Origin of the sequence: Mesorhizobium sp. M0954 (assembly GCF_040319155.1) — a bacterium.
Taxonomy (GTDB): domain Bacteria; phylum Pseudomonadota; class Alphaproteobacteria; order Rhizobiales; family Rhizobiaceae; genus Mesorhizobium.
Genome location: NZ_JAMYNR010000007.1, coordinates 112,739 through 138,226, shown reverse-complemented (window position 1 = coordinate 138,226; position 25,488 = coordinate 112,739). Strand labels below are relative to the sequence as shown.

Below are 25,488 nucleotides of genomic sequence, written 5' to 3'. Positions count from 1 at the left end.
CCTTCTCCCACAAGGGGAGAAGGAGAGGCGCATTTCCTTCTCCCCTTGTGGGAGAAGGTGGCCGAGCGAAGCTCGGTCGGATGAGGGGTGCTGGCCGAAGCGCCGGCCCTCATCCACTTTACCCGTGCGCCACGAACCAGTTGTCGAGTCTCGCTTCCAGCGCCTCGACGATGGCCTCGTCGTCCAGTTCCTCGATCACCTCGGCGACGAAGGCCTTGACCAGCAAGCCGCGCGCGGTCTTCTCGTCGACGCCGCGCGCCATCAGGTAGAACAGATGGCTGTGGTCGATCTCGGTGACGGTCGCGCCATGGCCGCAGACGACGTCGTCGGCGAAGATTTCGAGCTCCGGCTTGGTCGAGAACTCGCCGTCGTCCGACAGAAGCAGCGTGTTGCAGGCCATCTTGGCGTTGGTCTTCTGCGCATATTGGTGGACGTTGATGCGGCCCTGGAAGACGCCGCGCGCCTTGCCGGTCACCACATTGCGGATGACTTCGGTCGAGGCTGTGTGCGGTACGGCGTGGTCGAGCACCATGGTGACGTCGGTATGGGTGTCGCCGGCGAGCAGATTGATGCCGCGCAAGGTGAATTCGGCGCCCTCGCCGGTCGTCTTCACAACGACCTCCTGGCGGACAAGCTTGCCGCCGGCATTCATGACGAACAGCGTCAGTTTCGAATTCTTGCCGAGATGCGCCTTGAACTGGGCGAGATGCGTCGCCGTATCCGGCTGCTCCTGCACGACCAGCCATGTCACTTCGGCGCCCTCGCCAAGCACAAGCTGGCTGACCGAACTGACCAATGCCGCCCCCTCGCCTGCCTGGCGCTCGACGACGACAGCCTTGGCGCCGGCGCCGACACGGACGGCCAGCCGTACATGCGTCTGTCCACCGGCCTGCAAATTCTGCAATTCGATCGGCTTTTCCAGTTGGGCACCGTCGGCGATGTCGACGAAATAGCCGTCGGCGACAAAGGCGGTGTTGAGCGCGCCGATGGCATCGTCGCTGCCATAGGAATCCAGCCCCGGAGCGATGCTGCCGTCGGTCAGCTTCTCCGACAGGCGCTGCACGGCAACGCCTTCGATACCGGGCAGTTTCGTAGTCGACACGCCGTTCAGCACCGGCAAAACGCTGGAGCCTTCGACGATCGGCGCAATGGCTTTCGCGACCGCTGCCGGATCGAAGTCCGGCACCGAGGTCAGCAGCCGGCGCAGGTCCGTATAGTGCCAGGATTCGATGCGCCGCGTCGGCAGGCCGCTCTTGATCGCCTCGATGGCGTCGTCGCGCTTTAGCATCACCGCGCCGTCGCCGGGCAGCAGCGACAGCCGCTCGCCAAAGGCGTCGATCAGCGCCGTTTCGGCTAATGTCCGCTGGGGTGTCGTGTGCATATTCATCAGTATCGCCTTGTTTGGCTTGCCTTCCGGGCCCGCTTGCATCTCACGCGGCTTGCCCGATCACGCCGGCATAGCCATTGGCCTCGAGGTCGAGCGCCAGCGACTTGTCGCCCGACTTGATCACCTGGCCCCTGTAGAGCACGTGCACCGTATCCGGGACGATGTATTGGAGCAGGCGCTGGTAGTGGGTTATGACGACAATGGCCCTATCCGGCGAGCGCAGCGTGTTGACGCCGTCCGCGACGATCTTCAGCGCATCGATATCGAGTCCGGAATCGGTCTCGTCGAGGACACACAGCTTCGGCTCGAGCAGCTTCATCTGCAGGATCTCGGCGCGCTTCTTCTCGCCGCCGGAAAAGCCGACATTGAGCGGCCGCTTCAGCATCGCCATGTCCATGTTGAGCGAGGCGGCAGCTTCCTTTACGCGCTTGAGAAATTCCGGGATCTTCAGCGGTTCCTCGCCACGCGCCTTGCGCTGCTCGTTCATCGCCACTTTCAGGAATTCCATCGTCGCCACCCCCGGTATCTCCATCGGATACTGGAAAGCGAGAAAGATGCCGGCGGTTGCGCGCTCGGCTGGATCCATTTCGAGGATCGACTGGCCGTTGTAGAGGATGTCGCCCTCGGTGACCTCATAGTCCTCGCGCCCGGCGAGGATATAGGACAGCGTCGATTTCCCCGAGCCGTTCGGCCCCATGATCGCGGCGACCTCGCCGGCTCTGACCGTCAGGTTCAGGCCGCGAATGATCTCGGTGCCGTCGTCGACGATACGGGCATGGAGGTTTCTGATTTCAAGCATTTTTCTTCTTTCTACTACATCGCAAGGCAGTCGATCTGGCCATTGGCCGTTCGACCCTTCAATTCGTCCTAATCGAGAACTGATGAATCGGCCCTACATCATCGACAGTCAGAGCGTCTGGCTTTTGCCAGACAAAGTACACGGCCAATATGGCGGTAGCCACCCAGCACACGAGTCCAACAGCCATTACCTTTCGGCTACTCTTCATCATCATCAGCCCACGCTGCCCTCGAGCGAGATCCCGATCAGCTTCTGCGCTTCGACCGCGAATTCCATCGGCAGTTGCTGGATGACGTCCTTGACGAAGCCGTTGACGATCAGCGCAATCGCCTCTTCCTCCGGGATGCCGCGCTGCATGACGTAGAACTTCTGGTCCTCGGAAATTTTCGAGGTTGTCGCCTCATGCTCGAACTGCGCCGTCGAGTTCTTGGCTTCCATGTAGGGGACGGTATGCGCGCCGCACTGGTCGCCGATCAGCAGGGAGTCGCAATTGGTGAAGTTGCGGGCGTTGGTCGCCTTGCGGTGGGCCGAGACCTGGCCGCGATAGGTGTTCTGCGAGTAGCCGGCGGCGATGCCCTTGGAGATGATGCGGCTCGACGTGTTCTTGCCGAGATGGATCATCTTGGTGCCGCTGTCGACCTGCTGGTAGCCGTTCGACACGGCGATCGAATAGAACTCGCCGCTGGAATCGTCGCCGCGCAGGATGCAGCTCGGATATTTCCAGGTGATCGCCGAGCCGGTCTCGACCTGCGTCCACGAAATCTTCGAGCGATGGCCGCGGCAGTCGCCGCGCTTGGTGACGAAATTATAGATGCCGCCCTTGCCTTCGGCGTCGCCGGGATACCAGTTCTGCACCGTCGAATATTTGATTTCGGCATCGTCGAGCGCGATCAGCTCGACCACCGCGGCATGAAGCTGGTTCTCGTCGCGTTGCGGCGCCGTGCAGCCTTCGAGGTAAGAGACGTAAGCCCCCTCCTCGGCGATGATCAGCGTGCGCTCGAACTGGCCGGTATTCTTCTCGTTCATGCGGAAATAAGTCGACAGTTCCATCGGGCAGCGCACGCCCTTGGGCACGAAGACGAAGGAGCCGTCGGTAAACACGGCCGAATTCAGCGTCGCGTAGAAATTGTCGGAGGTCGGCACGACCGAGCCAAGATACTTCTTCACCAGCTCCGGATGCTCGCGGATCGCTTCCGAGATCGAGCAGAAGATGACGCCGGCCTGCGCCAGCTCCTTCTTGAACGTGGTGACGACGGAGACGGAATCGAACACCGCATCGACGGCGACGCGGCCCGACTTGTAGACGTTGTCGCTGGCTTCCTCGAGCTCCGACGCATCGGTCTTCTGCACGCCGGCGAGGATTTCCTGTTCCCTGAGCGGAATGCCGAGCTTCTCATAGACCTTCAGCAGTTCGGGATCGACCTCGCTGAGCGAAGTCGGCCCCGGCGTGCTCTTGGGCGCCGCGTAATAATGGAGGTCCTGGAAATCGATTTTGGGATAGTGGACGCGCGCCCATTTCGGCTCGTCCAGCGTCAGCCAGCGGCGATAGGCTTCCAGGCGCCATTCCAGCATCCAGGACGGCTCGTCCTTCTTCGCCGAAATGAAACGGATAATGTCTTCGCTCAGGCCCTTGGGGGCCTTGTCCATCGCGATTTCGGTCTGGAATCCGTATTTATACTGGTCGACATCGATCTTTCGAACTCGATCGATCGTCTCCTGCACAGCAGGCATAAGCGTTCTCCATCCACGCCGGGGTCAAGGCCCGGCAGTTTTCAAACTATGGCACCGCAAACGAGCACCCATCAGGCACCCGAGGCGGCGTACGTTTCATATAGTGCGTTCATGCCGGAAATTCACCCGGCCAAATTCGAACGCACGGCTTCTACCAGGCCGCAAGCCCTACATTTCGTCTGCCGCGCTCAGGCGGCTCGTTCCCTGCTTGCCTTTTCCTTACCGGCTTGGCGCGCGACGATCGTCGCCAGCGCCGAACGAAACAGCTCAATGTCTTCAGCGCTGGTCGCGTGGCCGATGGACACGCGCAACGCGCCGAGGCCGTCACCGTAACCCATGGCTTTCAGCACGTGACTCGGCCCGACTTTGCCCGACGAACAGGCCGATCCGGCCGACAGCGCCACACCGGCCAGGTCGAAGGCAATCTGCGCCGTCTCGGCCTTGATGCCGGCAATAGCGAAGAATGTCGTATTGGCAAGCCTTGGCGCGCCGGTCCCGAAGATTTCGGCGTCCGAAACAAGCGTTTTCACGATCGCCTCGATTTCGTCGCGACGCTGCCGCACCGTTTCGATCGTTTGCAAGCCGGCAGACGCCTCTCGCGCCGCCGCGCCAAACCCGGCAATCGCCGCCAGGTTTTCGGTGCCGCCGCGATGGCCTTTTTCCTGGCCACCGCCGCTGACCAGCGGCTTTGGCATCATCAGGTCCGACGCCGCGACAATGGCGCCGACGCCCTTTGAGCCGCCGATCTTGTGCGAGGAGAGAATCAGATAGTCTGCGTAACCCGCTGACATATCGAGCGGAATGCGGCCCGCCGCCTGCACGGCATCGACAACCAGGATGCCACCCGCCGCCTTGACGATTTCGGCAATGCGGCCAACCGGCTGGATGACGCCGGTCTCGTTGTTGGCGGCGTGTATCGCCACCAGCGGCAAGCCTTCGGCCTTGTCATGCTGGGCGAGAGCCTCGGCCAAAACGTCGAGCCTGGCGACGCCGTCGGTGTCGACGCCGATCCGTGTCACCTGCGCCGCTGGGAAACGCCCACCGTTCAGCAGGCAAGGATGATCGGCCTCGGACACATAGAGCCGGCTCATACGGACAGCGCCGCGCCCCATCTGCCAGTCCGGCGTCAGCAGCGTCGAGGCCGCTTCCGTCGCGCCGGAGGTGAATACGACATGCTCGGCTTTGGCGTTGACCAGTCGCGCCACGTCGCGCCTGGCGTCCTCGATCAGCCGCCGTGCAGCGCGGCCCTCGGCATGAACCGAGGACGGGTTGGCGGCAACGTCGAGCGCAGCCACCACCGCCGCGCGCGCCGAGGCAAGCAGCGGCGCGCTGGCGTTGTAGTCGAGATAGGCGCGTGCTCCGGCCATTTCCGTCCAACTGGTCCCTTCAAAAGCCGTTCCGCGAAGATAGCGCGTTATTTCCTTGAAATTGCAAGGCAAGACGTCCTATTTACGCGGCTTGCGGCGCGGGTGGCCGAGCCACAATTTTTGGCCGCCCAGTTTTGAACAATTCTAAACTAGCTTCTAGAAAGACGCTCGCCCTGCGTCAAGGCCTAGGGAAGACTGGGGCCAGAGGAAAAGTTGTTCCGGGCGCCGCGCAATTTATGCCAAGTGGAGTATTTCATGCCTGAGGTCATTTTCACCGGTCCGGCCGGCCGTCTGGAGGGTCGCTATCAGCCCTCGAAGGAAAAGAGCGCGCCGATTGCCATCGTCCTGCACCCGCACCCCCAGTTCGGCGGGACGATGAACAACAAGATCGTCTATGACCTCTTCTACATGTTCCAGAAGCGCAATTTCACCACGCTGCGCTTCAATTTCCGCGGCATCGGCCGCAGCCAGGGCGAGTTCGACCACGGCACCGGCGAATTGTCCGACGCCGCCGCGGCGCTCGACTGGGTGCAGTCGCTGCATCCGGATTCCAAGAGCTGCTGGGTTGCCGGCTATTCGTTCGGCTCGTGGATCGGCATGCAGCTTCTGATGCGCCGGCCGGAGATCGAGGGCTTCATCTCGGTCGCGCCGCAGCCCAATACCTATGATTTCTCGTTCCTGGCGCCATGCCCGTCGTCCGGCCTGATCATCCACGGCGACGCCGACAAGGTCGCGCCGCCCAAGGACGTGCAGGGCCTGGTCGACAAGCTGCACACGCAAAAGGGCATTACCATCACCCAGAAGACCCTGCCCGGCGCCAACCATTTCTTTGCCAACCATGCTGAGCTTCTGATCGAGGAATGCGCGGACTACCTCGATCGCCGGCTGGCCGGGGAACTGTCCGACCCACGGCCGAAGCGGCTGAGATAATCGGCGATGTACCAACCGCCTCACTTCCAGGAAACACGGCCGGACGTCCTGCACGGGCTGATCCGGGCGCATCCGCTTGGCCTGCTGGTGTCGAACGGCGTCGAGGGGCCGGTCGCCAACGCGATTCCCTTTCTTCTTGACGCGGATGTGCCACCGAACGGCAGGCTGCGCGCCCATTTGGCCAAAGCCAATCCGCAATGGCGGCTTTTGGCCGACAATCCCCCGGCGCCGGTGCTGGTCGTCTTCCAGGGCGCCGATGCCTATGTGACGCCGTCCTGGTACGAGACCAAGCGTGAAACCGGCAAGGTGGTACCGACCTGGAACTACGCCATCGTCCAGGTGCGCGGCAGCGTCACGGTGATCGAAGACCAGGATTGGCTGGCCGAGCAGATTTCCGATCTGACGATGTCGCAGGAGGGCAGCCGCTCGGCGCCGTGGGCGGTGACCGACGCGCCGGCGCCCTTCATCCAGTCGCAGATCAAGGGCATCGTCGGCCTGGAGATCGAAATCACCGAAATCAGCGGCAAATGGAAAGTCAGCCAGAACCGCCCGGCCGCCGACCGCGTCGGTGTCGCCGAGGGGCTCGAGAGCGAGACTGCCGATTCGGCCGACATGGTCCGGCTGGTAAGGTCTTACGGCGGGCTGGACGGCAAGTAATCCGGATTGCTTGCTCGACCGGTTCAGGCCGCGGTGGCGGGCTCAATCGACCTTGGTCATCGCCGCCTTGCGCTCGTTGGCGATCAGCCAGAGATTGCGGATGTAGATCAACAGGCCCATGGCCTGGCCGGCGATGAACACCGGATCCTGACGCTGGATGGCGTAGATCAGCAGCAGGCCGCCGCCGAACAGCGAAAAGAACCAGAAGGCGATCGGCACGACGCTGCGCTTGGCCTTTTCCGACGCCACCCACTGCACCAGAAAGCGCATGGTGAAGAAGAACTGGGCGACGAAGCCGAGCAGAACCCAGGCATCGAATTGCTTGACGAAAACATCGTGAAGCCAGGTCGCCAATTCCTGAAGCACGTTACCCATGCCTGATTTCCTCTACTTTGGGCATTCTGCGGCGCCTGCGGCGCAGCCACCAGACGCCGGCAAGATCGAGCACGCCCTGCAGGCCGCGATCAAAGATGCCGTAATTCGATTTGCCGTGACGGCGGGGGCGGTCGACGACATCGCAATGGACGACGCGGTAGCCCTCCTGGATGACCAGCGCCGGAACAAAGCGGTGGGTGCCGTCGAAGAACGGCAATTTCCGCAAAATGTCGGTGTAGATCGCCTTGAGGCCGCAGCCGGTATCCCGCGTCTCGTCGTGCAGGATGGCTTTTCTCAGCCCGTTGGCGAAACGCGACGCCAGTTGCTTGATCTTGCTGTCGCGGCGCTTCAGACGCTGTCCCTGCGCGGCCCCGACTTCGGGACCAGCCTGCCGCAGCGCGTCGATCAACACCGGGATGTAGCCGGGGTCGTTCTGGCCGTCGCCATCGATGGTGGCGACGATATCGCCGCGCGCCGCCCAGGCGCCTGAGCGCACCGAGAGCGACTGGCCGGCGGATTTTTCATGCCTGAGATGGCGCAGCGGAAACCGGCGAAGCGCTGCCTCTGCGGCAAGCACCGAAGGTGTATCGTCTGTCGAGCCGTCGTCGACGACAATGACCTCGAAGTCCCGCCCGGCCATGGCAGTGCCGATCTCGTCGAGCAGAAGCGGCAGGTTCGCCGCCTCGTTCCGGCAAGGAATGACGATGGATATCTCCGGCATCTCGACTCTGTCACAGGATATGGCATTCGATCGATGCCGCGCGGTCCAGTGGAAGAGCCCCGCTGGCGCGGCGCCTCATTACGCCAGCCGAAACAATGACGCAAGCAGGCCGCACGCTTGGGGTTCTCCCTTCTCCCCTTGTGGGAGAAGGTGGCCGCGCGAAGCGCGGTCGGATGAGGGGTGTTCCAGCTTGGCAACGACGGCACTCCGTCCAACACCCCTCAACCGTCTTGGCGCTGCGCGCCAATCCACCTTCTCCCACAAGGGGAGAAGGCAAGAGGGTGTCGCAAAACCGGATTCCACTTTTGCTGATCGCGCTTGAGTGCTAAACGCCCGCCTTCATGCATAGCCGAGCCGCGTTCGGCCGGAAGCTTTTCGGGAAAGAAAATGTCCGCCTTCAAATCCGATTTCCTGCGCACGATGAGCGAGCGCGGTTTCATCCACCAGACCTCGGACGATGCCGGCCTCGACCAGCTTTTCGCCACGGAAACGGTGAGCGCCTATATCGGCTTCGACGCCACCGCCAGGAGCCTGCATGCCGGGTCGCTGATCCAGATCATGATGCTTTACTGGCTGCAGCAGACCGGCCACCGGCCGATCGCGCTGATGGGCGGCGGCACCTCGATGATCGGCGATCCGTCGTTCAAGGACGAGGCGCGCAAGCTTTTGACGCCGCAGGACATCGAGGACAATCTCGCCGGCATCCGCCGCAACTTCACGCCCTACCTCAAATTTGGCGGCGGCCCCAACGACGCCGTCATGATCAACAATGCCGACTGGCTGATGGACATCAACTACGTCAATTTCCTGCGCGATGTCGGCCGGCATTTTTCGGTCAACCGCATGCTGGCCTTTGATTCGGTCAAGCTCCGGCTGGAGCGCGAGCAGTCGCTGTCGTTCCTCGAATTCAACTACATGATCCTGCAGGCCTACGACTTCGTCGAGCTCTACAAGCGCCTCGGCTGCCGGCTGCAGATGGGCGGCTCCGACCAGTGGGGCAACATCGTCAACGGCATCGATCTCGGCCATCGTATGGAAGGCGCGCAGCTCTATGCGCTGACGACGCCGCTGCTCACCACCTCGTCCGGCGCCAAGATGGGCAAGTCGGCCTCGGGCGCGGTCTGGCTCGATGCGGAGATGCTGAGCCCGTACGAGTTCTGGCAATACTGGCGCAACACCGAGGATGCCGATGTCGGCCGTTTCCTGAAGCTCTACACGACCCTGCCACTCGCCGAGGTCGCACGCCTCGAACGGCTCGGCGGCTCGGAGATCAACGAAGCCAAGAAGATCCTCGCCACCGAAATCACCGCCATGCTGCATGGCCGCGAGGCGGCGGAGGAGGCCAGCGAAACGGCGCGTAAGACGTTCGAAGAAGGGGCGCTCGCCGAAACACTGCCAACCGTCGAGGTGGGCAGGACCGATCTTGAAGCCGGCGTCGGCATATTGTCGCTGTTCGTCACCGCCGGGCTGGCCGGGTCCAACGGCGAGGCACGGCGGCATATCCAGGGCGGCGCCGTGCGCCTCAACGACCAGCTCGTGGCCGACGATCGCAGGATGGTGACGCTGCAGGACCTTGGCCCGGAAAACGTCGCGAAGCTGTCGCTCGGCAAGAAGAAACACATTCTGGTGCGGCCGGTCTGACCAGGGCCCGGTACTTCCTGTTAGATCTTTTCCGAAACCGGTTTCATCTTGCGGCGCTTACCTTCGGTTCGGAATCACCGCCGAGGTTAATCAGCTAGCTCCCGAGAATGGCCGAGGTGCCATTCGTCTCATCGATCGGATCGAGCAGGTAGCGCAAATAGCGGACGTTCTGCGGCGCTTCGATGAACGTCTTGTTCGAGGCACGGAAGCGGACTTGCGGCTTGGAGGCTTGGAGGCTTGGAGGCTTGGAATGTGAGAAGCGGACGTTCAGGCGCCCCCATGCATCGACGCGATCTGACCCATTCACGACAGTCGAAATCACGGTGAACGGGTCCGCTTGCGCCGGTAAAGCGAACGTACGACGTGCTACGAATCTCGCCTGGCTGGTCCTGGGCGGACCAGAGGAGCTAACGTCTATGCTATAGCCCTCCATGGCCCTCCTGAATCCCTGGGTTTGGGACACCAGTTCGAGCGGAACGCCAGAGAGATGCCCTGAGGCGCTGCTGTCACGTGGGATGGCTGCCTCGCAGGCGCCGCCCTCCGATAGCTCATGGGCGGCTTGAGGCGGCGATCGCGGGATAGTCGGTATAGCCAGCGGAGCCGCCGCCATAGAGCGTCGCCGAGTTGAACTCCGTCAGCGGCGTGCGCGTCTTCAGCCGTTCCACAAGGTCGGGATTGGCGATGAACGGGCGCCCGAAGGCGAACAGATCCGCCTTGCCCTCGGCGAGCCGCGACGCCGCGAGGTTGAGGTCATAGCCGTTATTGGCGATATAGGTATTGTTGAAGCGGCGGCGGAGCGATCCGAAGTCGAACGGCGCGACATCGCGCGATCCGCCCGTGGCGCCCTCGACGACATGGATATAGACGATGCCCAAAGCATCGAGTTGATCGACGATATAGTCGAACTGCGCCTGGGGGGCGCTGCTCGAGACGCCGTTGGCGGGCGAGACGGGCGAAATCCGGATGCCGGTGCGCTCTGCGCCGATCTCCTCGACCACCGCAGTCGCAACCTCCAGCATCAGCCGGGCGCGGTTCTCGACCGATCCGCCATAAGCATCCGTGCGGACATTGGCACCGTCCTTGGCGAACTGGTCCAGCAGATAGCCGTTGGCGCCATGAATCTCGACGCCATCGAAGCCGGCCTCAATGGCGTTCGCGGCTGCTTGCCGGAAATCGTTGACGATCCCCGCGAGCTCGTCGAGCGCCAGCGCGCGGGGCTCCGAAACCTCGACAAAGCCGTTGTTCACGAACGTCTTGGTCGCGGCCCGGATTGCCGAGGGCGCGACGGGCGCGGCGCCGTTCTCCTGCAGATCGACGTGCGAGACGCGGCCGACGTGCCAGAGCTGCAGGAAAATCCGCGCGTCCTTGGCGTGCACCGCGGTCGTGACCTTTCGCCAGCCGTCGATCTGAGCCTGAGAATAGATGCCGGGCGTGTCCTGGTAACCTTGTCCCTGCCGCGAGATCTGCGTGGCCTCGGAGATCAGCAGGCCGGCGGAGGCCCGCTGGCCGTAATACTCGGCGGCAAGATCGCCCGGAACGAAGCCCGGGCCAGCGCGATTGCGCGTGAGGGGCGCCATGACGATACGATTGGAGAGCGTCAGCGAGCCGAGAGAATAAGGCTCAAAAAGTGCTTTGTTGGTCATAGGTCACCTTGTTTGTCCCGCCGCGACGAGGTCGTTATCAAATGGTTTCGTTGGTGTTCAGGCGACCTTGCGGTACCGCTCGGCGGGATGTTCGTTCCGATAGTTCGGAAGCATGGCCTGGCGCGCGGCCTGAAGCGCATCCCACTGCCCGGCATCGGGAAGCGGCGGGATGGTCACCGGTTCGCGGCGGTCGAAGCCGACCAGCGCCGCATCAACCAGATCGTCCACCTCCATCACGTTGGAAAGCGTGTTGATGTCGGCGCCGACGTGGCCCCAGATCTCCGTACGCGTCGTGGCGGGCAGCACGGCCTGGACGTAGACACCCTTCGGCGCGAGCTCGAGGCTGAGCCCCTGCGACAGAAACAGCACGAAGGCTTTGGTTGCGCCGTAAACCGTCATCCCGAACTCCGGCGCCAGCCCGACCACGGAGCCGATGTTGACGATCGACCCTTCGCCAGCTTTCGCAAGACGCGGGGCGATGGCGCTGGCAAGTCGCAGAAGCGCGGTCGTGTTGAGCGCAACGAGCCGGGCGACGTCATTGGTACTCTGCTCGATGAAGCTTCCGCCGATGGCTGTTCCGGCATTGTTGACGAGAATCCCGATGCGGGCGTCATCGCGCAGCCTCGTCTCTACCGTTGCAAGCTCGGCAGGCTGCGTAAGATCAGCCTGGATGATATCGATCGCAACGCCAGTTTCCTGACGGAGCCGGGCTCCCAGTGCCTCCATTCGTGCCACGTCACGGGCAACCAGCACGAGGTCGTGTCCGCGGCGGGCGAACCGTTCGGCATAGGAAGCTCCGATGCCCGTGGAGGCGCCGGTGATGAGGACTGATGGAATGGTGGTCATGGCATTGCTCTTTTCCCTGATGGAACCTATATTCATGACAATCATCATGATTGCGGCTAAATATGATGGGCATCATGTAAATGTCAACGGGGCCGACGGAGAATTTTGAAATGAAGGTCAGTCGAGAGCAGATGGCGGAGAACCGTCACCGGATATTGGATGCGGCCAGCCGGCTGTTTCGCGAGAAGGGGTTCGACGCGGTCAGCGTGGCGGAAGTGATGAAGGGCGCCGGGCTCACCCATGGCGGCTTCTATGGCCATTTCAGTTCGAAGGACGACCTGATCGCGCAGACCCTTGCCCACGTCCTCGCCGCGGACTCAGGCGGAGGGGGCGATCTTCGCGCTTATGTAGGTTCCTATCTTTCGCCCCGGCATCGCGACAACTGCGCCGGCGGTTGCCCGACGGCGGGCCTTGCCGCAGCCATCCGCCATCAGACCCCGGCTGCACGCTCGGCCATGACGGAAGGCCTACGATCGCAGATCGACCGTATCGGCAAGGCGCTCCCGGAGTTGGATCCGGCAGACAGACGCCGCACGGCGATCGGAAGCTGGGCAGCGATGGTGGGGGCAGTAATCCTCGCCCGGGCGATCGACGATCCCGCGCTGTCGGATGAAGTGCTTGAGCAGACGCGCGCCTGGGTCGATGCCGGGATCAGCCAAGTGTCTGCCAGCTAGGTGGTCTGCGGCAGGAGTGCTCTTGTCGAGAGCAATGCGGCTATCGGCGTTGGTTGGGTGGCTATCTTGCAGAATATCGCACGGCAGCGTGCAATCAGCGGGATCCGCGGACCAAGAGGGTTTCGAACTTCCCTGTTGAGGCGACCATGCTGTCGCCCAATTTCCGCTAAACTGGCGAATGAAGCCGTTCAACGGCAGAACATCGAATGACCGCTCCTGGCGCAACTACGTCCTCAAGCGCGATCGCCGGTGATGTCCGCTGTAAGGCGGTGGCACAACTAACTTTAACGGCCGACATTAGGCGCAAAGCGGCCATTTAGGCCCGGGCGGACGTCAGTCGCCTTTGGATCATGGGCGTGAATTCGCGGGGCGGACGAGCGGCCGCTTAAGATCAAAACTCGGTCGCTCGAGGTAATTGGGTTTTGACCTCACCGATACTCGAAGATCGACCTGAAAATCCCGGGCGCTATCACCGATAGCGGATTGACCTCCAGGTTCGGCTTGTTGGCGTTGCCCTTGAGCCTGTAGGTGACGCCGATCAGGCCGCGGTCGCGGCCGTTGCCGAGCAGCGCGCCGATCAGCGGCAGTTCGCCGAAGATGCGGTTTACGCCGTAGGCCGGCATGAACGTGCCGGTCATGTCCATATTGTTGTTCTGGTCGTAGAGCGTGCCCTGGAAGGTGGTGCCGATGCGCGAGCCGCGCAGCACGCCGTTGCGCAGCTTGAGATAGCCGCTGCCCTTATCGATCTCGCTGAAACCGCGCTCGAACTTCACCCTCGACGTGTCGAGATTGCCTTTGACCGCCTCGTTGAGGCTGCGGTTGTCGCCGGCCGGCGTCGTCGACACGATCGAGGCGAGCTTCGGCTCGTTGACGACAAAGAAGTCCTTGGCGTCGACCTGGCCTTTCATCGGACCGTCGCCGGCCCCGGTGAGCGCCAGCGTGATGGAGCCGCCTTCCATATGCTCGTAGATGTTGAGGAAGCGCAGTATGGCGCCGGCGTCGGCCGACTTCATGTTGAGCGTGCGCAGGCCGCCGCCGGCCGTGTTGCTGATGGTGATGGCGGCTCCCGAACTTGCCGTGGCGCTCACCTTGAGCCCGTTCACCCGGGAGCCTGCGGCGCTGTAGTCGAGCTTCAGATTCGACAGCACCTCGTCGTGGAAGCCGGTCAGGGAGCTGACGTCGGCGCTGACCGAGATCGCATCGACGCCGGTGGTCTTGGTGGCGGTGTCGACATCGGACGTGAATTGCTTGATCAGCGAGCGTGCGTCCAGCGCGCTGCCGCTGACCTCGACAGCATAGGCCTTGCCCGACCGCTTCACCGAGACGGCGACGTCGTCGCCCCTGTTCAAGGTGACCTTGCTGAACTGGGCCGAGGACAAGGCGCCCTTGACCAGCACCGCGCTGCCGTCGATGGAAAAGGTCTTGCCATCGAGTTCGAAATTGGAGAGCGTCGTGGTGTCGCCGGTCTTCGCCATGCCGAAGACGACCTTGGCGGGAATGCCAGGCCCCTTGCTCCAGCCGGCCCAGGGGATGTCCAGCCTGGCATTGGTCAGGTCGGCCGACACGTTCTGGTTGCCGGTGCCACTCTTGTCGATCGCCACCTTGATGGTTCCGGAAAGCAGCGTCGACAGGCCAGGCATGGCGGTGGCGCGCGTCTTGTCGTCGAGCACCAGCGCCACTTTACGACTGCGCGGCGGGCCGCCATCCCTGAGCGGCTCGATCAGGTCGAGCTCGGCCGGAATGCCGTTGAGCAGCGCCTTCGCCGAGATCACCGCCCGGTCGGGCGCGACCGTGATCGAGCCGTCGGCATGGCTGACCGTCTGGCCCTCGAACGGCTTGCCCAGCGACAGGTCCTTGTAGTCGAGCGCCACCAGCCAATCGAGTTTGGAAGAGTCGACACCGGACTGCAGCGGAATATCGGCCTTGACGTGGCCGGTCACCGTGCCGGACAGGTCGTCCGGCAGCAGGCCGACATGGCGCATGGCATTGATCGGGTCAAAGGATGCCAGCTCGGCGATTGCCGGCGCCTCGCCGGCGACATCGATGTCGAGCGCGCCGATCACCGGCGGATGGTTCGCCGCCTTGACGGTGAGCGTGCCGTTGCTCGCCGCCACCGTGCGGCCGCTCGGCATATAGACGCTGCCCGACGACAGCGCGACGTCGACGTCATTGCCGTGGAAGCCGACGACGCCAACGGCATCGCGGATCGGCGGAATCCGGCCGGCCGTGTCGAAGCGCGATCCTTCGACCTGGAATCGGCCGAACACTTCATCGGCGGAAAGCGGCACGCCGTTGCCGAGCCGTCCGGGCACGACCTGGAACTGCAGGCTGCCATCGACGACGCGGCCGCCGAACAGGTTCTTAAGCACCCACAGCCTGGCATTGCGCGCCGAAAACCATGGCCATAATTGCTTGACGTGCGAGACCGGCATGTCGTGGACATTGAGCGCCACCGATATGCCCGGCGCCTGGTTGGCGACGAATGAAACCGAAGCCGTGCCCAGCACTTCGCTGCCCGGTCCGGACCGGACGCCGATCTGCTCGGCGACCAGCTTTTGGCTCGTCGGCTGGTAGACGCCGGCGATACGGGCAATGAAGCTGAGTGCCGGCTCCGGCGAATCCGACGGCGCCAGGGTCGAACCGTCGCTGGTCAGGTCGTAACGATAGGATGGCTCCTCGCCCGCTGCGCCGGTAGCCGGCTTCGGCCCGATCGAACCGGCGAAATCGAAGGTCGAGCGGCCGGTTTTCACCAGCAAACTGTCGACCTGGATTTTGTTCGACCCGGCGACGAGTGTTGCATCGAGATCGATGTCGGACGGAAGCAGGCCGCGCGAACCGAGATCGAGCACCGATCCGGTCAGCGACAGGGCAGCGGTCAGCCGCGAACCGTTGTCGCCGGTCCCTTCCGACCCCGCCAGCTTCAAGGCGATCGCACCCAATTTGCCGCCTGCCGCAGTGTCGGCGTCCGCTGCCTGGATGCTGGCGTCCAGCGTGGTGATGCGTCGCGTCGCCGGATCGCGGGTGGCGGAAGCGGCGATGGTAAGCGCCCTGCCGTCGACATCCGCGTCGGATGAAAACTCCATGCTTCCCGGTCCCGACTGCGAGACGGAGGCGTCGGCGATGGTGACCGACTTGACCGATCCGGTCTCGGGCAGTGCCAGCTCGACGTTGCGCAGATCGATCTGGCGCATCGAATCCTCGCGCACCGCATCGAGCGCGCGGTTGAGGTTGGCGAAGACGGCGGCGGAAAGTTTTTCCGGATCGATGAGGCCGTCCTGGTTGCGCAGCTCGGCCGTCCAGTCGCCGCCGGACGGCATTGCCGCCATGACGATGTGCGCGTCGGAAATCCGGGCGCTGGTCAGCCGTACCTCGCCCGAAAGCAACGGGATCAGCCGGATGCCGAAGCGGACCCGGCCGGCATCGGCCATCGGTTTTCCGTCGGCGGTCTTGAGGCTGACGTCGCTGACCTGCAGCGCAATGAAGCTCGACCCGTCAAGCGTCAGCCGGGCCGGCCCGACGGCAACGTCGACATCGAAGCCGGCCAATCTCTCGATTGCCGTTTCGGCTTCCGCGCGAAGCCGCTCCGAGCCGAAGCCGGACACGCCGATCGCGTAGACGCCGGCGCCAGCCAGCAGCACAAGGGCGACAAGGCCGGCAAACAGCCGCGCCATCAAACGGACGCCGCGACCGATCGACGCCTGGCCGAGCGGCGGGACGCGGCACGCGGACGGAAAGGTTCCCAGGTCGGTGATCTCGTCACGCCTGAACCTGATCTTCTCGTGCTGCGGTAGCTCCTGATCCACGCAATCTTCCGTTGAAACGAATTCGATCGTGGACGAATCCCCGCTCGACATTATATCGATGCAGCCTGGCGCGTAACTTCAAACAAGGGCATCGGTATGGCTGACCTCGACGTGGGCGATGTTGCGCCGCAGTTCGATCTTCCGCGCGACGGCGGCGGTTCACTCAGCCTCGCCGCATTGCTGGGAAAGCCCATCATACTCTATTTCTACCCACAGGACGACACCACAAGCTGCACCAACGAGGCGATCGGCTTTTCGCAGTTGAAGCCCGAGTTCGAAAAGGCCGGCGCCGTCGTCATCGGGCTCTCGCCGGACAGCGTCAAGAAACACGACAAATTCAAGGCGAAATACAATCTGAGCGTCGACCTTGTCGCCGACGAAGAGCGCAAAGTGATCGAAGCTTACCGTTTGTGGGTGGAAAAGAAGCTCTACGGTCGCACCTATATGGGCGTCGAGCGGGGGACGTTCCTGATTGGCCGGGACGGACGCATCGCCAGGATCTGGCGCAACGTCCGCGTCAAGGGGCACGCCGAAGAAGTGCTGGAGGCGGTTCGCGCCCTTTGAGAGCTGCGCCACGCCGCTGCAATTCGATACCCGTTTTGCGCGAAGACCTTTGCCTGTCCTTCGATCCGGCAAAACTTTGTTAACCCTAATAATGTGTAATCAGGCTCGTCGTTGGTGTCGTAACGAAAGCTTGGTCCCGTGAACGTAGCCAGTCAGTCAGCGGTCTTCGGCAGACGCAGAGAGCCCCACACGGTCATCATCGCCCGGGGCGACCAGATAAGGCATTTCACCATACGCCCGTGGCTGGCTGCATTTTGCGGCTCGGCGCTGGCGGCGGTCGTCATCGGCTACCTGCTGGCGACCTCCTATCTGGTGCTGCGCGACGATCTGATCGGCGCCACGACGGCGCGGCAGGCGCGCATGCAGCAGGCCTACGAAGACCGTATCTCGGCACTGCGCAGCCAGGTCGACCGCATCACCAGCCGCCAGCTACTCGATCAGCAGCTGATGGAAACCAAGGTCAGCGAGCTGCTGGAACGGCAGAGCCAGCTCAGCCTGCGTCACGGCCGTCTCGGCCCGATCCTCGAACGAGCCGAAAACGAGGTCGCAACGCCGCCGGCGCCGGCGGCAAAGCCGGACGAACATGCCGACGCGACCGGCAGCATCCAGCCGACGGCCTATTCCGTCGCCAGCCTTGCCGCCCCCCTTGCCGCTGCTGTGGGCGTTGACGACACCAGGCCGTTCTCGCTGTGGTCGACCCGCGCCGATCCGCTGCCGAGCGAAAGCGCGGCCGACCGGGCAGACAAGCTCTTCGTTTCGATCAACAACTCGCTGAAGGCCATCGAGAGCCAGCAGCTCACCCGCATCGCCACACTTGCCGACAATGCCTACAAAAGCGCCGACGCGATCTCGCAGGCGCTCGAGGCCGCCGGCCTGCCCGTTGATAGCGAATTCGAAAAGAGCGACGTTGGTGGCCCGCTGATACCACTCGACAGCTCGTTGGTCTTCGACAGCAAGGTCAAGGAGTTGGACGAGGCTCTTGACGCGCTGGATCATCTTAAAAAGGAAGCGCGCCGGCTGCCGCTCGCCAACCCCGCCCCCGGCCGCAGCGTTACCAGCCCGTTCGGCGTGCGCACCGACCCCATCCTCGGCACGGCCGCCTTGCATTCCGGCATGGATTTCAGGGCGCCGGTCGGTATGCCGGCCAAGGTCACGGCAGGCGGTGTCGTCGTCAAGGCCGGCTGGAACGGCGGCTACGGCCGCATGATCGAGGTCGACCACGGCAACGGTTTTGTAACGCGTTACGGGCATCTCAGCGAAATCGACGTCGCCGTCGGCCAGAAGCTCGATGCCGGAGACGTCATCGGCAAGACCGGCAACAGCGGCCGCTCGACCGGCCCGCACCTGCACTACGAGGTCCGCCACAATGGCGAGGCGATCGATCCGCTGCGGTTTTTGACCGTCGGCAAGAAGGTCGAGCGGTATCTGTAGAGCCGGCGATTCATTCGGCGTGAAGCCGGCGCGCGGCCAACCGCCCGCCAGGCAATATCAGAGATAGATCGCATTCAGCCCTCAGCAGCGGCCATGAACGCGCCGAGCCGCCGGTTGAACGGCTCACCGGTCTGCTGAACGCTGTGCCCCGCGCCGGCGATCACGGCACGATCGGCACCAAGCACGTTTTCGAGCACGTCGCAGACGGCGTCGAATGCTGCGCTGTGCCCGCCGGATACCACCAGTTTCGGGAACGGCGCATCGGCAAGTTGCCGAAGCGGAATTTCGGCCTCCCATGGCCCGCGTTCGACGACGAGCATGGCCGCGCCTTGCGCGAGCGGGGGCGGCAGCGGGTCTGGCAATTGTGTCGCCGAGCCGACCAGATGGAGGAACTGGCGCAAGAAAAGCGCGGGATCGTCGCGGGGTCCGCTTTGCCAGTGGGCCTTCAGGCGCGTCACGAGTTCATTGACGGCAACATCCCCGCGCGCAAGGTCAAAGGCCGGCGGCTCGATCACCGTGAGCGAACGGATTGCTCGCGGGCGCATCGCTGCTGCAAGAAGAGAGATGACGCCGCCATAGGAATGCCCGACCAGATGGACGCGGTTTTCGTCCCAGAGGTCATGCGTCCGATCGAGGAATCCGGCAACCAGTCCGGCGTCGACGGCGAAATCCTCGCGTTCGGCAGGGGAACTTGATCCGTATCCGGGCCGGTCGACCACAACCAGCTTCCAGCGCTCCGCAAGCGGTAGCTGGGCGGACCATGTCATCATGCCGTTCGTGACGCTGCCGTGGACGAACAGAACCGGCGGCCCGTCGCCCCGCACCTCATAGCCGAGATCAATCCCGTCGAGGGTCAGCTTCGGCATCGCATCTCCTCCCGCAGACCGACGAGAGCAAGTATGCTCCCTGCAACGGAAAGGCGCAACGAACTCCGATCCCTGGCCGGCTCACAGCCGGGTTCCGAAATGGGCTTCAGGGCACTGATCGGAATGCCGGTCAAAGGTCATGCCTGGCGTCCCGTCCAGCCGGTGGCGCTTCATACTGGAAAATTGCCAGAGTTGGCCCATTCGTCGGCGGGCGCGAATCCGCCGGCGTTAGAAGGCCTTGGCCGCAGGCGAATTATTTTTGAATTCCATTTGACTGAATAAATATTCGGTGCGAACCTCTGCTCTCTCGAGAGGGCGCCAGACATGGCATTGCGCGGGACCAATCAGGAGTTCGGGCGGCCGTATAACCGGCGTATCGTGCTCGAATCCATCCGCCTTCACGGACCGATCGCCCGCGGCGACATTGCCAGGCGGGTCGGACTCACCGTGCAGACGGTGTCTACCATCGTTCGCGAGCTGGAAGAGCACGGTTACGTGTTGTCGCTGCGCGAAGAGCCCAAGGGGCGCGGCCTGCCACCGGCAACGCTGCGCATCAATCCCGAAGGCGGCTATGCCGTCGGCATCCACGTCACCCCGCTGGGCATCAATGCCGCCCTGATCAACCTAAGCGGCGATGTTATCGAGAGCACCTACCGCGAAGCCCCAAATGCAACGCCCGACCACGCTTTCGAGCTGATCGGCGCCATGGTGCTCGAATTGACGGCATTGCGGCCCGGGGGCCGCGTTCTCGGCATTGGCATGGCGCTGCCCGGACCGTTCGGCGTGGAGTCCATGAGCTTTGTCGGGCCGACCACCATGACCGGCTGGAAGGATGTGGCGCTGCGCGAGCGGCTGGCCGCCTCGACCGGACTGCCGGCCTTTTTCGAAACCGATATGGCGGCGGCTGCTATCGGCGAGCGCCTCTACGGCCTCGGAACGGCGTATTCCGAGTATTACTATCTTTATTTCGGCGTCGGTCTCGGCGGCGTCATGGTGCATGACGGGGCGGCATTGCGCGGCGCCTGGGGAAACGCCGGTGAAATCGGCCACATTCCCGCAGTGCCGGGCGGGGAGCCCTGCCCGTGCGGCAATCGCGGCTGCCTCGAACGGTATCTCTCGCTCGAGGCGCTGCGGCGCCGCAACATCGCCGACGCCGAGTGGGTGAGCGAGATTGCGCCGATCTTCCGCAACGCCGTCACCATCATCGAAAACCTGTTCGATCCCGAAACCATCATCCTCGGCGGGCTGGCGTCCACCGAGCTGCTCGAAAGGCTTGCCGGCGCGGCCGTGCACCTGCCCAATTCGGTGTCGGCGCGAAGCGATCGCACGACGCCCCGCGTCAGCGTCGCGCGCGGCGGCCAGCATGCGGTGTTGCGCGGCGCCGCCGCGCTTGCCGTCTCAGGAGTGCTTTCGCCACGCTTCGGCCAGATCTTCACCGCCGAGCGCGAACGCGGACGAGATCTCTTGCATAACAAGGGGATCGCAGCATGAGCGAACCGCTGCTGGTGCTCGACAACGTAGCCAAGAATTACGGCGCCATCGAAGCGCTGAAAGGCATCAGCTTTTCGATCGACAAGGGCGAAGTGGTGGCGCTTCTGGGCGACAACGGCGCCGGCAAATCGACGCTGGTCAAGATCATTGCCGGCGGCCTCGAGCCGACCTCCGGCCGCATGCTGTTCGAAGGCAAGGAATTCCTGGCCAAATCTCCCGCCGAGGCCAAGGCCGCGGGGATCGAGACGGTCTACCAGGACCTGTCGCTTTGCACCAATGTCGACGTGGTCGCCAATTTCTTCATGGGCCGCGAGATCACCAGGAAGGTTCTCGGCATTCCGGTGCTCGACGAGCGCGCCATGGAGCAGGTGGTGCAAAAGGCGCTGGCCAGCGCCGGCACCCGCATTCCCTCGCTTCGCACCAATGTCGAGCATCTTTCCGGCGGCCAGCGGCAGGCCATCGAGCTCAACCGGTTCGTGCATTTTGGCGGCAAGCTGGTGCTTCTCGACGAGCCGTTCGCAGCGCTCGGCGTCGAGCAGACGCGGCGCGGCCTCGACATGATCCGCCAGGTGGCGAGCCAGGGCATCGGCGTCGTCATCATCACCCATATCATGCAACAGGCCTTCCAGGTCGCCGACCGGATCGTGGTGATCCGGCAAGGCGTCGTGGCGGGCGACGTCGCACGCAACAAAACAAGTCCCGACGCGGTGATCAACATGATCACCGGAGAGACGCTCGCCGGTGCCGGACCGGCGAGCTGAGGGACAAATGAGGGGTCCGGCGCAAGAGGAGCGAACGACATGAAGAAAATACTTCTTTCCGTCTTCGGTATCCTGGCACTGGCCTTTGCCACGCTCACGCCGGCATTCGCCCAGTCCAAGGGCACCGTCTACTACATGGTGCCGACATTGCTCGATGAGTTCCAGACCGGCTCGGTGAGCGCGCTGGAACTGTTCCTGAAGCAGGTCGGCTACGAGATGAAGACGTTGAACGCCGACAACAAGACCGACGCTCAGCAATCGCAGATGAACGACGTCATCGCGCTGAAGCCGGCGGCGATCATCCTTGCCGCCGTCGATTTCAATGCGCTGAAACCGTCGATCGAGGCGGCCCGTGCCGCCGGCATCCCGGTCGTCGAGTTCGACCGCCAGATCACCTCGACCCCGTCCGACTTCACCTCGGTGGCCGGAACCGTCGAGATCGGCTACGTCGCCGCCGACCAGGCACAAAAGCTCCTGACCGCGAAGAACGGCTCGGTGAAGGGCAAGATCCTGCAGGTGCTCGGCGATCCGGGCGATCCCTACACGCTCGACATCCAGAAGGGTTTCGAGGAGAAAATGAAGGCGTTCCCGGACGTCAAGATCATCTCGCTGCCGGCCATGCAATGGGAGGCCAGCAACGCCGGCACCATCGTTGCCGACCAGATGCTCGCCAACCCCGACATCGACCTGATCTTCAGCCATGCCGCGCATCTTTCGGTCGCTGCCGTCGCCTCGCTCGAGGCCGCCGGCAAGAAGCCGGGCGACGTCATGCTGATGAGCTCGAACGGCGCTCCGGTCGGCCTCGACCTGATCCGCAAGGGCTGGCTCAACGTCGAAGTCGAGCAGCCGCTCTACGCGCAGGCCGCGGCGGTCGCGATGTTCATGGACAAGGTGGTCAACAAGCAGGAGATCAAGCCCGGCGAATATGATGTGCTTGGCCTGAAATCAACCCTGACCAAGGAAGCGTGGGGACCGAACATCAAGATCCCCGGCGCTGCGATCACCAAGGAAAATGTCGATAACCCGGCCTTCTGGGGCAACATGAAGCCGCCGACCGAAACCATAAAGCCGGTCGAATAGCGAACTCGCCAGAAGCTCCGGGCCATGCCGGCCCGGAGCCCAGCCCTGCAGCCCGGGTGCGTTCGAACGGACGCGCGCGGGAATGCTGCAGCAATTTTCAACCACGCCTGATAGTCCGAAAACCGAGTGGTTTTTCGGGGTCGGCGCCAACCGGATCCTGAGATGAACCCCCGCACGCGCCAAACCCTCGAGCTCATCCTCGACAATCTTGTCTGGTTCATGCTGGTCTTCGTGCTGGTGGTCTTTTCCATCCTTATCCCGAACTACTTCCAACTCGGTATCTTCGCCAACATCATCGAGGCGTCGAGCGTGCTCGGCGTGATGTCGATCGGCCTGGCGCTGGTCATCATCGCCGGTCACATGGACCTGTCGGTCGAATCGGTCGCGGCGCTCAGCGCCATGGCGGTCGGCATCCTGTTCTGCTCGTCCGGCATCGGCCTTGGCATCCAGTTGCAGCCGCAATGGCTCATGGTTCCGGTTTCGCTGCTCATCGCGCTTGCCATCGGCGGCCTCATTGGCGCCTTCAACGGCTATCTGGTGGTCAGGGTCAAGATGAGCGCCTTCATAATCACGCTGGCTTCTTACATCTGGGTGCGCGGCCTGGTGCTGGTCATTTCCGGCGGCCGCTCGGCGCAGGACCTTGCGCCGGCGATCCGCTGGTTCGCCATCCAGCGCCTGCTCGGCCTGCCGCTCACCGCCTGGATCGCGATTGCCTGTTTCGTCATCTCTTCGCTGGTCATGGCCAAGACGCCCTTCGGCCGCCATCTGGTCATGATCGGTGGCAACGAGACGGCGACCTTCCGCGCCGGCATCCGCGTCAACCGCAACCTCGTCATAGCCTTCGTTCTCGCCGGCGCCATCGCCGGCCTTGCCGGCTGGCTGCTGGCGATCCGCACCTCCGGAGCCAGCGCCAATCTCGGTGCGGGATTCTTGTTCAACGCCTTTGCCGCCGTCGTCATCGGCGGCGTCAGCCTGAAAGGCGGTGTCGGCACCCTGCCCGGCGTCTATGCCGGCGTGCTGCTACTCTCGGCGATCAACACGGCGATCAATTTGATGGGCCTGCCAGCCAATTTCACCCTGGTGATACACGGCCTGCTGGTGCTTGCCGCCGTGCTGCTCGACGCATTCAGGCAGACAATCCGCCAGAGGCTGGCATGACCGGCCGTCTGGAAGACAAAGTCGCGCTGATCGTCGGCAGCGCACGTGGCATCGGCAAGGGCATCGCACAGCGTTTTGCCGAAGAGGGCGCGAAGCTGGTCCTGGCCGACACCGAGGCCGAGGCGGGGCAAGCGACCGCGAACGAACTCGGCGCCGCCTTCATCCGCACCGACATCTCGCAGATGGCCGATGCGCAAGCCGCCGTGGCGCTGGCCCTCGACCGTCACGGCCGACTCGACATCATGGTGCAGAATGCCGGCATCTATCCCTGGCAATTGCTGGAAAACACCAGTCCCGACGACTGGGACCGGGTCATGGCGGTGAACTTGCGCGGCAGCTTCATCGCTGCTCGCGCCGCACTGGTGCCAATGAAGGCACAGCATTTTGGCCGCATGCTGTTCACCTCCTCGATCACCGGCCCGCATGTCACCAGCCCCGGCCACGGCCATTATTCAGCGACCAAGGCCGGCATCAATGGGCTGATCCGTTCGGCTGCGCTCGAATTCTCGGGCTACGGCGTTACGGTCAACGGCGTCGAGCCCGGCAACATCCTCACCGAAGGCATAGAGCAGCATCGCGGTGCGGCCTTCATCAAGAACATGGAAGACGCCATTCCGCTCGGCCGGCTCGGCAGCCCGCGCGACGTGGCCAACGCCTTCCTGTTCCTGGCCTCGGACGACGCCAGCTACATCACGGGCACGACCATCATCGTCGACGGCGGGCAGCTTTTGCCCGAGGGCAAGGATTTCCGGCTGCTGCCGCCATGATCCTCGATTTCGGCGGCGGTTTCTTCCTGCGCCGGGCGACCACCGCCGATCATGCAGCGCTTGCGATGATCTGTCTCAAGACCGGCGATGCCGGCAAGGATGCCAGCGGCCGCGAGGACGACCCGGACCTGCTCGGCCTCCTCTACACTATTCCCTACCAGGTGCTCGAACCCGATCTGGCCTTTATTATCGATAGCCCCACAGGTGCGGCCGGCTATCTGCTTGGCGCAGCCGATACGGGCGCTTTCAATGCCAGCCTGGCATCAGACTGGTATCCGGACCTGCAGCGGCGCGTGGTAGACCCGGGACCCGACAACTCGCGCTGGCGCGGCAGCGACTGGGCGCGGTACCGGATCCACCACCCCGATTTCGCTGTTCCGCCTGCGCTGGCGGCCTACCCGTCGCATGGCCATATCGACCTGTTGCCGCAAGCGCGCGGGAAAGGCATCGGCAGGCGCGCGATGGCCTTCCTCGAGCAGCGCCTTGCCGCGAGCGGCTCGACCGGCATCCACCTCGAAGTCATGCCGGAGAACGATGGTGCGCTAAGGTTTTATAGGACGATCGGATTTCGGGTGCTGCAGCACCCGGACCTGCCGATGCATTGCGTTTACATCGGAAAACGGCTTGCTCATCGGGCAGAAGCTGCACGCTGAGCCGCGGCAAGCAATCGCACAACCTGCATGGACACTGACCGGGAGGATTATGGAAGTACAATGCTGCGGTGCTGCAGCAACCATGTGCCTCCGCGTGAACACCTTTGCCGCACCAACCGAACCTTCTGGAAGGCGCCAGGCCA

The 25,488-nt window shown here is 63.4% G+C and carries 23 protein-coding genes; 13 read left to right on the top strand and 10 right to left on the bottom strand.

Annotated features, from left to right (window positions below):
• Positions 1-118 precede the first annotated feature (118 nt).
• The 4 genes from sufD to NKH93_RS11885 all read right to left on the bottom strand — a co-directional run bounded on the left by sufD (position 119) and on the right by NKH93_RS11885 (position 5,284).
• A complete protein-coding gene (sufD, locus tag NKH93_RS11900) occupies positions 119-1,387 on the bottom strand; it encodes a Fe-S cluster assembly protein SufD (protein ID WP_352970438.1) in 1,269 nt (422 codons plus the stop codon).
• A 43-nt stretch (positions 1,388-1,430) separates the two neighbouring features.
• Positions 1,431-2,186: a Fe-S cluster assembly ATPase SufC gene (gene sufC / locus NKH93_RS11895; protein ID WP_352474716.1), complete on the bottom strand. Its 756-nt coding sequence runs from the start codon at positions 2,184-2,186 to the stop codon at positions 1,431-1,433.
• A 213-nt stretch (positions 2,187-2,399) separates the two neighbouring features.
• The gene (gene sufB / locus NKH93_RS11890; protein ID WP_352745715.1) at positions 2,400-3,917 is read right to left on the bottom strand and encodes a Fe-S cluster assembly protein SufB; all 1,518 of its coding nucleotides are present in this window, start codon (positions 3,915-3,917) and stop codon (positions 2,400-2,402) included.
• A gap of 188 nt (positions 3,918-4,105) precedes the next feature.
• Entirely contained in the window at positions 4,106-5,284 is a 1,179-nt protein-coding gene (locus NKH93_RS11885; protein WP_352541450.1) for a cysteine desulfurase family protein, read from the bottom strand.
• A 255-nt stretch (positions 5,285-5,539) separates the two neighbouring features.
• On the opposite strand from NKH93_RS11885, the gene NKH93_RS11880 reads away from it, so the two are divergent.
• Positions 5,540-6,214 carry an alpha/beta hydrolase gene (locus NKH93_RS11880; protein ID WP_023674683.1) on the top strand — a complete coding sequence of 225 codons (675 nt, stop codon included), beginning with the start codon at positions 5,540-5,542 and terminating at the stop codon, positions 6,212-6,214.
• Between the two features lie 6 nt (positions 6,215-6,220).
• Complete coding sequence (locus NKH93_RS11875) at positions 6,221-6,871, top strand: FMN-binding negative transcriptional regulator (protein ID WP_352501565.1); 651 nt, start codon at positions 6,221-6,223, stop codon at positions 6,869-6,871.
• Between the two features lie 42 nt (positions 6,872-6,913).
• Here NKH93_RS11875 and NKH93_RS11870 read toward each other — a convergent pair whose 3' ends face one another.
• On the bottom strand, positions 6,914-7,246 hold the full coding sequence (locus NKH93_RS11870) for a lipid-A-disaccharide synthase N-terminal domain-containing protein (RefSeq protein WP_023674681.1): 333 nt from the start codon (positions 7,244-7,246) through the stop codon (positions 6,914-6,916).
• Positions 7,239-7,967, bottom strand: a complete 729-nt coding sequence (locus NKH93_RS11865) for a glycosyltransferase family 2 protein (RefSeq protein WP_352970435.1) — start codon at positions 7,965-7,967, stop codon at positions 7,239-7,241. Before NKH93_RS11865 ends, NKH93_RS11870 begins: the two co-directional genes overlap by 8 nt.
• A 387-nt stretch (positions 7,968-8,354) precedes the next feature.
• Here NKH93_RS11865 and tyrS point away from each other — a divergent pair, with 387 nt between their 5' ends.
• Positions 8,355-9,608: a tyrosine--tRNA ligase gene (tyrS, locus tag NKH93_RS11860; protein ID WP_352970433.1), complete on the top strand. Its 1,254-nt coding sequence runs from the start codon at positions 8,355-8,357 to the stop codon at positions 9,606-9,608.
• 548 nt (positions 9,609-10,156) lie between these two features.
• Here the strand turns inward: tyrS and NKH93_RS11855 are convergent.
• Together NKH93_RS11855 and NKH93_RS11850 are read right to left on the bottom strand one after the other, a co-directional pair.
• Positions 10,157-11,251 (bottom strand): alkene reductase, encoded by a 1,095-nt coding sequence (locus tag NKH93_RS11855; RefSeq protein WP_352501563.1) that lies wholly within the window; start codon positions 11,249-11,251, stop codon positions 10,157-10,159.
• Between the two features lie 57 nt (positions 11,252-11,308).
• A complete protein-coding gene (locus tag NKH93_RS11850; RefSeq protein ID WP_352501562.1) occupies positions 11,309-12,097 on the bottom strand; it encodes an SDR family NAD(P)-dependent oxidoreductase in 789 nt (262 codons plus the stop codon).
• A gap of 110 nt (positions 12,098-12,207) precedes the next feature.
• On the opposite strand from NKH93_RS11850, the gene NKH93_RS11845 reads away from it, so the two are divergent.
• Entirely contained in the window at positions 12,208-12,771 is a 564-nt protein-coding gene (locus NKH93_RS11845) for a TetR/AcrR family transcriptional regulator (RefSeq protein ID WP_352772813.1), read from the top strand.
• A 428-nt stretch (positions 12,772-13,199) separates the two neighbouring features.
• Here NKH93_RS11845 and NKH93_RS11840 read toward each other — a convergent pair whose 3' ends face one another.
• On the bottom strand, positions 13,200-16,574 hold the full coding sequence (locus tag NKH93_RS11840; RefSeq protein ID WP_352970429.1) for a hypothetical protein: 3,375 nt from the start codon (positions 16,572-16,574) through the stop codon (positions 13,200-13,202).
• Between the two features lie 96 nt (positions 16,575-16,670).
• Between NKH93_RS11840 and NKH93_RS11835 the strand changes: the two genes are divergently transcribed.
• Both NKH93_RS11835 and NKH93_RS11830 read left to right on the top strand, forming a co-directional pair.
• The gene (locus tag NKH93_RS11835) at positions 16,671-17,138 is read left to right on the top strand and encodes a peroxiredoxin (protein WP_352970427.1); all 468 of its coding nucleotides are present in this window, start codon (positions 16,671-16,673) and stop codon (positions 17,136-17,138) included.
• 138 nt (positions 17,139-17,276) lie between these two features.
• Entirely contained in the window at positions 17,277-18,569 is a 1,293-nt protein-coding gene (locus NKH93_RS11830; protein WP_352970425.1) for a M23 family metallopeptidase, read from the top strand.
• Between the two features lie 74 nt (positions 18,570-18,643).
• On the opposite strand, the gene NKH93_RS11825 is transcribed toward NKH93_RS11830, so the two are convergent.
• Complete coding sequence (locus tag NKH93_RS11825) at positions 18,644-19,435, bottom strand: alpha/beta fold hydrolase (RefSeq protein ID WP_352542601.1); 792 nt, start codon at positions 19,433-19,435, stop codon at positions 18,644-18,646.
• A 33-nt stretch (positions 19,436-19,468) separates the two neighbouring features.
• On the opposite strand from NKH93_RS11825, the gene NKH93_RS11820 reads away from it, so the two are divergent.
• From NKH93_RS11820 to NKH93_RS11790, 7 genes are all read left to right on the top strand, one after another.
• Positions 19,469-19,717 carry a hypothetical protein gene (locus NKH93_RS11820; RefSeq protein WP_352970422.1) on the top strand — a complete coding sequence of 83 codons (249 nt, stop codon included), beginning with the start codon at positions 19,469-19,471 and terminating at the stop codon, positions 19,715-19,717.
• A gap of 42 nt (positions 19,718-19,759) precedes the next feature.
• A complete protein-coding gene (locus NKH93_RS11815) occupies positions 19,760-20,926 on the top strand; it encodes an ROK family transcriptional regulator (protein ID WP_352833266.1) in 1,167 nt (388 codons plus the stop codon).
• The gene (locus NKH93_RS11810) at positions 20,923-21,687 is read left to right on the top strand and encodes an ATP-binding cassette domain-containing protein (RefSeq protein ID WP_292663106.1); all 765 of its coding nucleotides are present in this window, start codon (positions 20,923-20,925) and stop codon (positions 21,685-21,687) included. Before NKH93_RS11815 ends, NKH93_RS11810 begins: the two co-directional genes overlap by 4 nt.
• Before the next feature lie 39 nt (positions 21,688-21,726).
• Complete coding sequence (locus NKH93_RS11805; RefSeq protein ID WP_352471951.1) at positions 21,727-22,767, top strand: sugar ABC transporter substrate-binding protein; 1,041 nt, start codon at positions 21,727-21,729, stop codon at positions 22,765-22,767.
• A gap of 162 nt (positions 22,768-22,929) precedes the next feature.
• Positions 22,930-23,925, top strand: a complete 996-nt coding sequence (locus NKH93_RS11800; protein ID WP_352542603.1) for an ABC transporter permease — start codon at positions 22,930-22,932, stop codon at positions 23,923-23,925.
• Complete coding sequence (locus NKH93_RS11795; RefSeq protein ID WP_352817597.1) at positions 23,922-24,692, top strand: SDR family oxidoreductase; 771 nt, start codon at positions 23,922-23,924, stop codon at positions 24,690-24,692. Before NKH93_RS11800 ends, NKH93_RS11795 begins: the two co-directional genes overlap by 4 nt.
• On the top strand, positions 24,689-25,345 hold the full coding sequence (locus NKH93_RS11790; protein WP_352471954.1) for a GNAT family N-acetyltransferase: 657 nt from the start codon (positions 24,689-24,691) through the stop codon (positions 25,343-25,345). The genes NKH93_RS11795 and NKH93_RS11790 overlap by 4 nt, the downstream gene beginning before the upstream one ends.
• Positions 25,346-25,488 lie beyond the last annotated feature (143 nt).

Bases quoted from the DNA above. Each gene is read 5' to 3' on its own strand.
- sufD (WP_352970438.1), bottom strand. From the start codon at position 1,387: ATGAATATGCACACGACACCCCAGCGGACATTAGCCGAAACGGCGCTG.
- sufC (WP_352474716.1), bottom strand. From the start codon at position 2,186: ATGCTTGAAATCAGAAACCTCCATGCCCGTATCGTCGACGACGGCACC.
- sufB (WP_352745715.1), bottom strand. From the start codon at position 3,917: ATGCCTGCTGTGCAGGAGACGATCGATCGAGTTCGAAAGATCGATGTC.
- NKH93_RS11885 (WP_352541450.1), bottom strand. From the start codon at position 5,284: ATGGCCGGAGCACGCGCCTATCTCGACTACAACGCCAGCGCGCCGCTG.
- NKH93_RS11880 (WP_023674683.1), top strand. From the start codon at position 5,540: ATGCCTGAGGTCATTTTCACCGGTCCGGCCGGCCGTCTGGAGGGTCGC.
- NKH93_RS11875 (WP_352501565.1), top strand. From the start codon at position 6,221: ATGTACCAACCGCCTCACTTCCAGGAAACACGGCCGGACGTCCTGCAC.
- NKH93_RS11870 (WP_023674681.1), bottom strand. From the start codon at position 7,246: ATGGGTAACGTGCTTCAGGAATTGGCGACCTGGCTTCACGATGTTTTC.
- NKH93_RS11865 (WP_352970435.1), bottom strand. From the start codon at position 7,967: ATGCCGGAGATATCCATCGTCATTCCTTGCCGGAACGAGGCGGCGAAC.
- tyrS (WP_352970433.1), top strand. From the start codon at position 8,355: ATGTCCGCCTTCAAATCCGATTTCCTGCGCACGATGAGCGAGCGCGGT.
- NKH93_RS11855 (WP_352501563.1), bottom strand. From the start codon at position 11,251: ATGACCAACAAAGCACTTTTTGAGCCTTATTCTCTCGGCTCGCTGACG.
- NKH93_RS11850 (WP_352501562.1), bottom strand. From the start codon at position 12,097: ATGACCACCATTCCATCAGTCCTCATCACCGGCGCCTCCACGGGCATC.
- NKH93_RS11845 (WP_352772813.1), top strand. From the start codon at position 12,208: ATGAAGGTCAGTCGAGAGCAGATGGCGGAGAACCGTCACCGGATATTG.
- NKH93_RS11835 (WP_352970427.1), top strand. From the start codon at position 16,671: ATGGCTGACCTCGACGTGGGCGATGTTGCGCCGCAGTTCGATCTTCCG.
- NKH93_RS11825 (WP_352542601.1), bottom strand. From the start codon at position 19,435: ATGCCGAAGCTGACCCTCGACGGGATTGATCTCGGCTATGAGGTGCGG.
- NKH93_RS11820 (WP_352970422.1), top strand. From the start codon at position 19,469: ATGCTCCCTGCAACGGAAAGGCGCAACGAACTCCGATCCCTGGCCGGC.
- NKH93_RS11815 (WP_352833266.1), top strand. From the start codon at position 19,760: ATGGCATTGCGCGGGACCAATCAGGAGTTCGGGCGGCCGTATAACCGG.
- NKH93_RS11810 (WP_292663106.1), top strand. From the start codon at position 20,923: ATGAGCGAACCGCTGCTGGTGCTCGACAACGTAGCCAAGAATTACGGC.
- NKH93_RS11805 (WP_352471951.1), top strand. From the start codon at position 21,727: ATGAAGAAAATACTTCTTTCCGTCTTCGGTATCCTGGCACTGGCCTTT.
- NKH93_RS11800 (WP_352542603.1), top strand. From the start codon at position 22,930: ATGAACCCCCGCACGCGCCAAACCCTCGAGCTCATCCTCGACAATCTT.
- NKH93_RS11795 (WP_352817597.1), top strand. From the start codon at position 23,922: ATGACCGGCCGTCTGGAAGACAAAGTCGCGCTGATCGTCGGCAGCGCA.
- NKH93_RS11790 (WP_352471954.1), top strand. From the start codon at position 24,689: ATGATCCTCGATTTCGGCGGCGGTTTCTTCCTGCGCCGGGCGACCACC.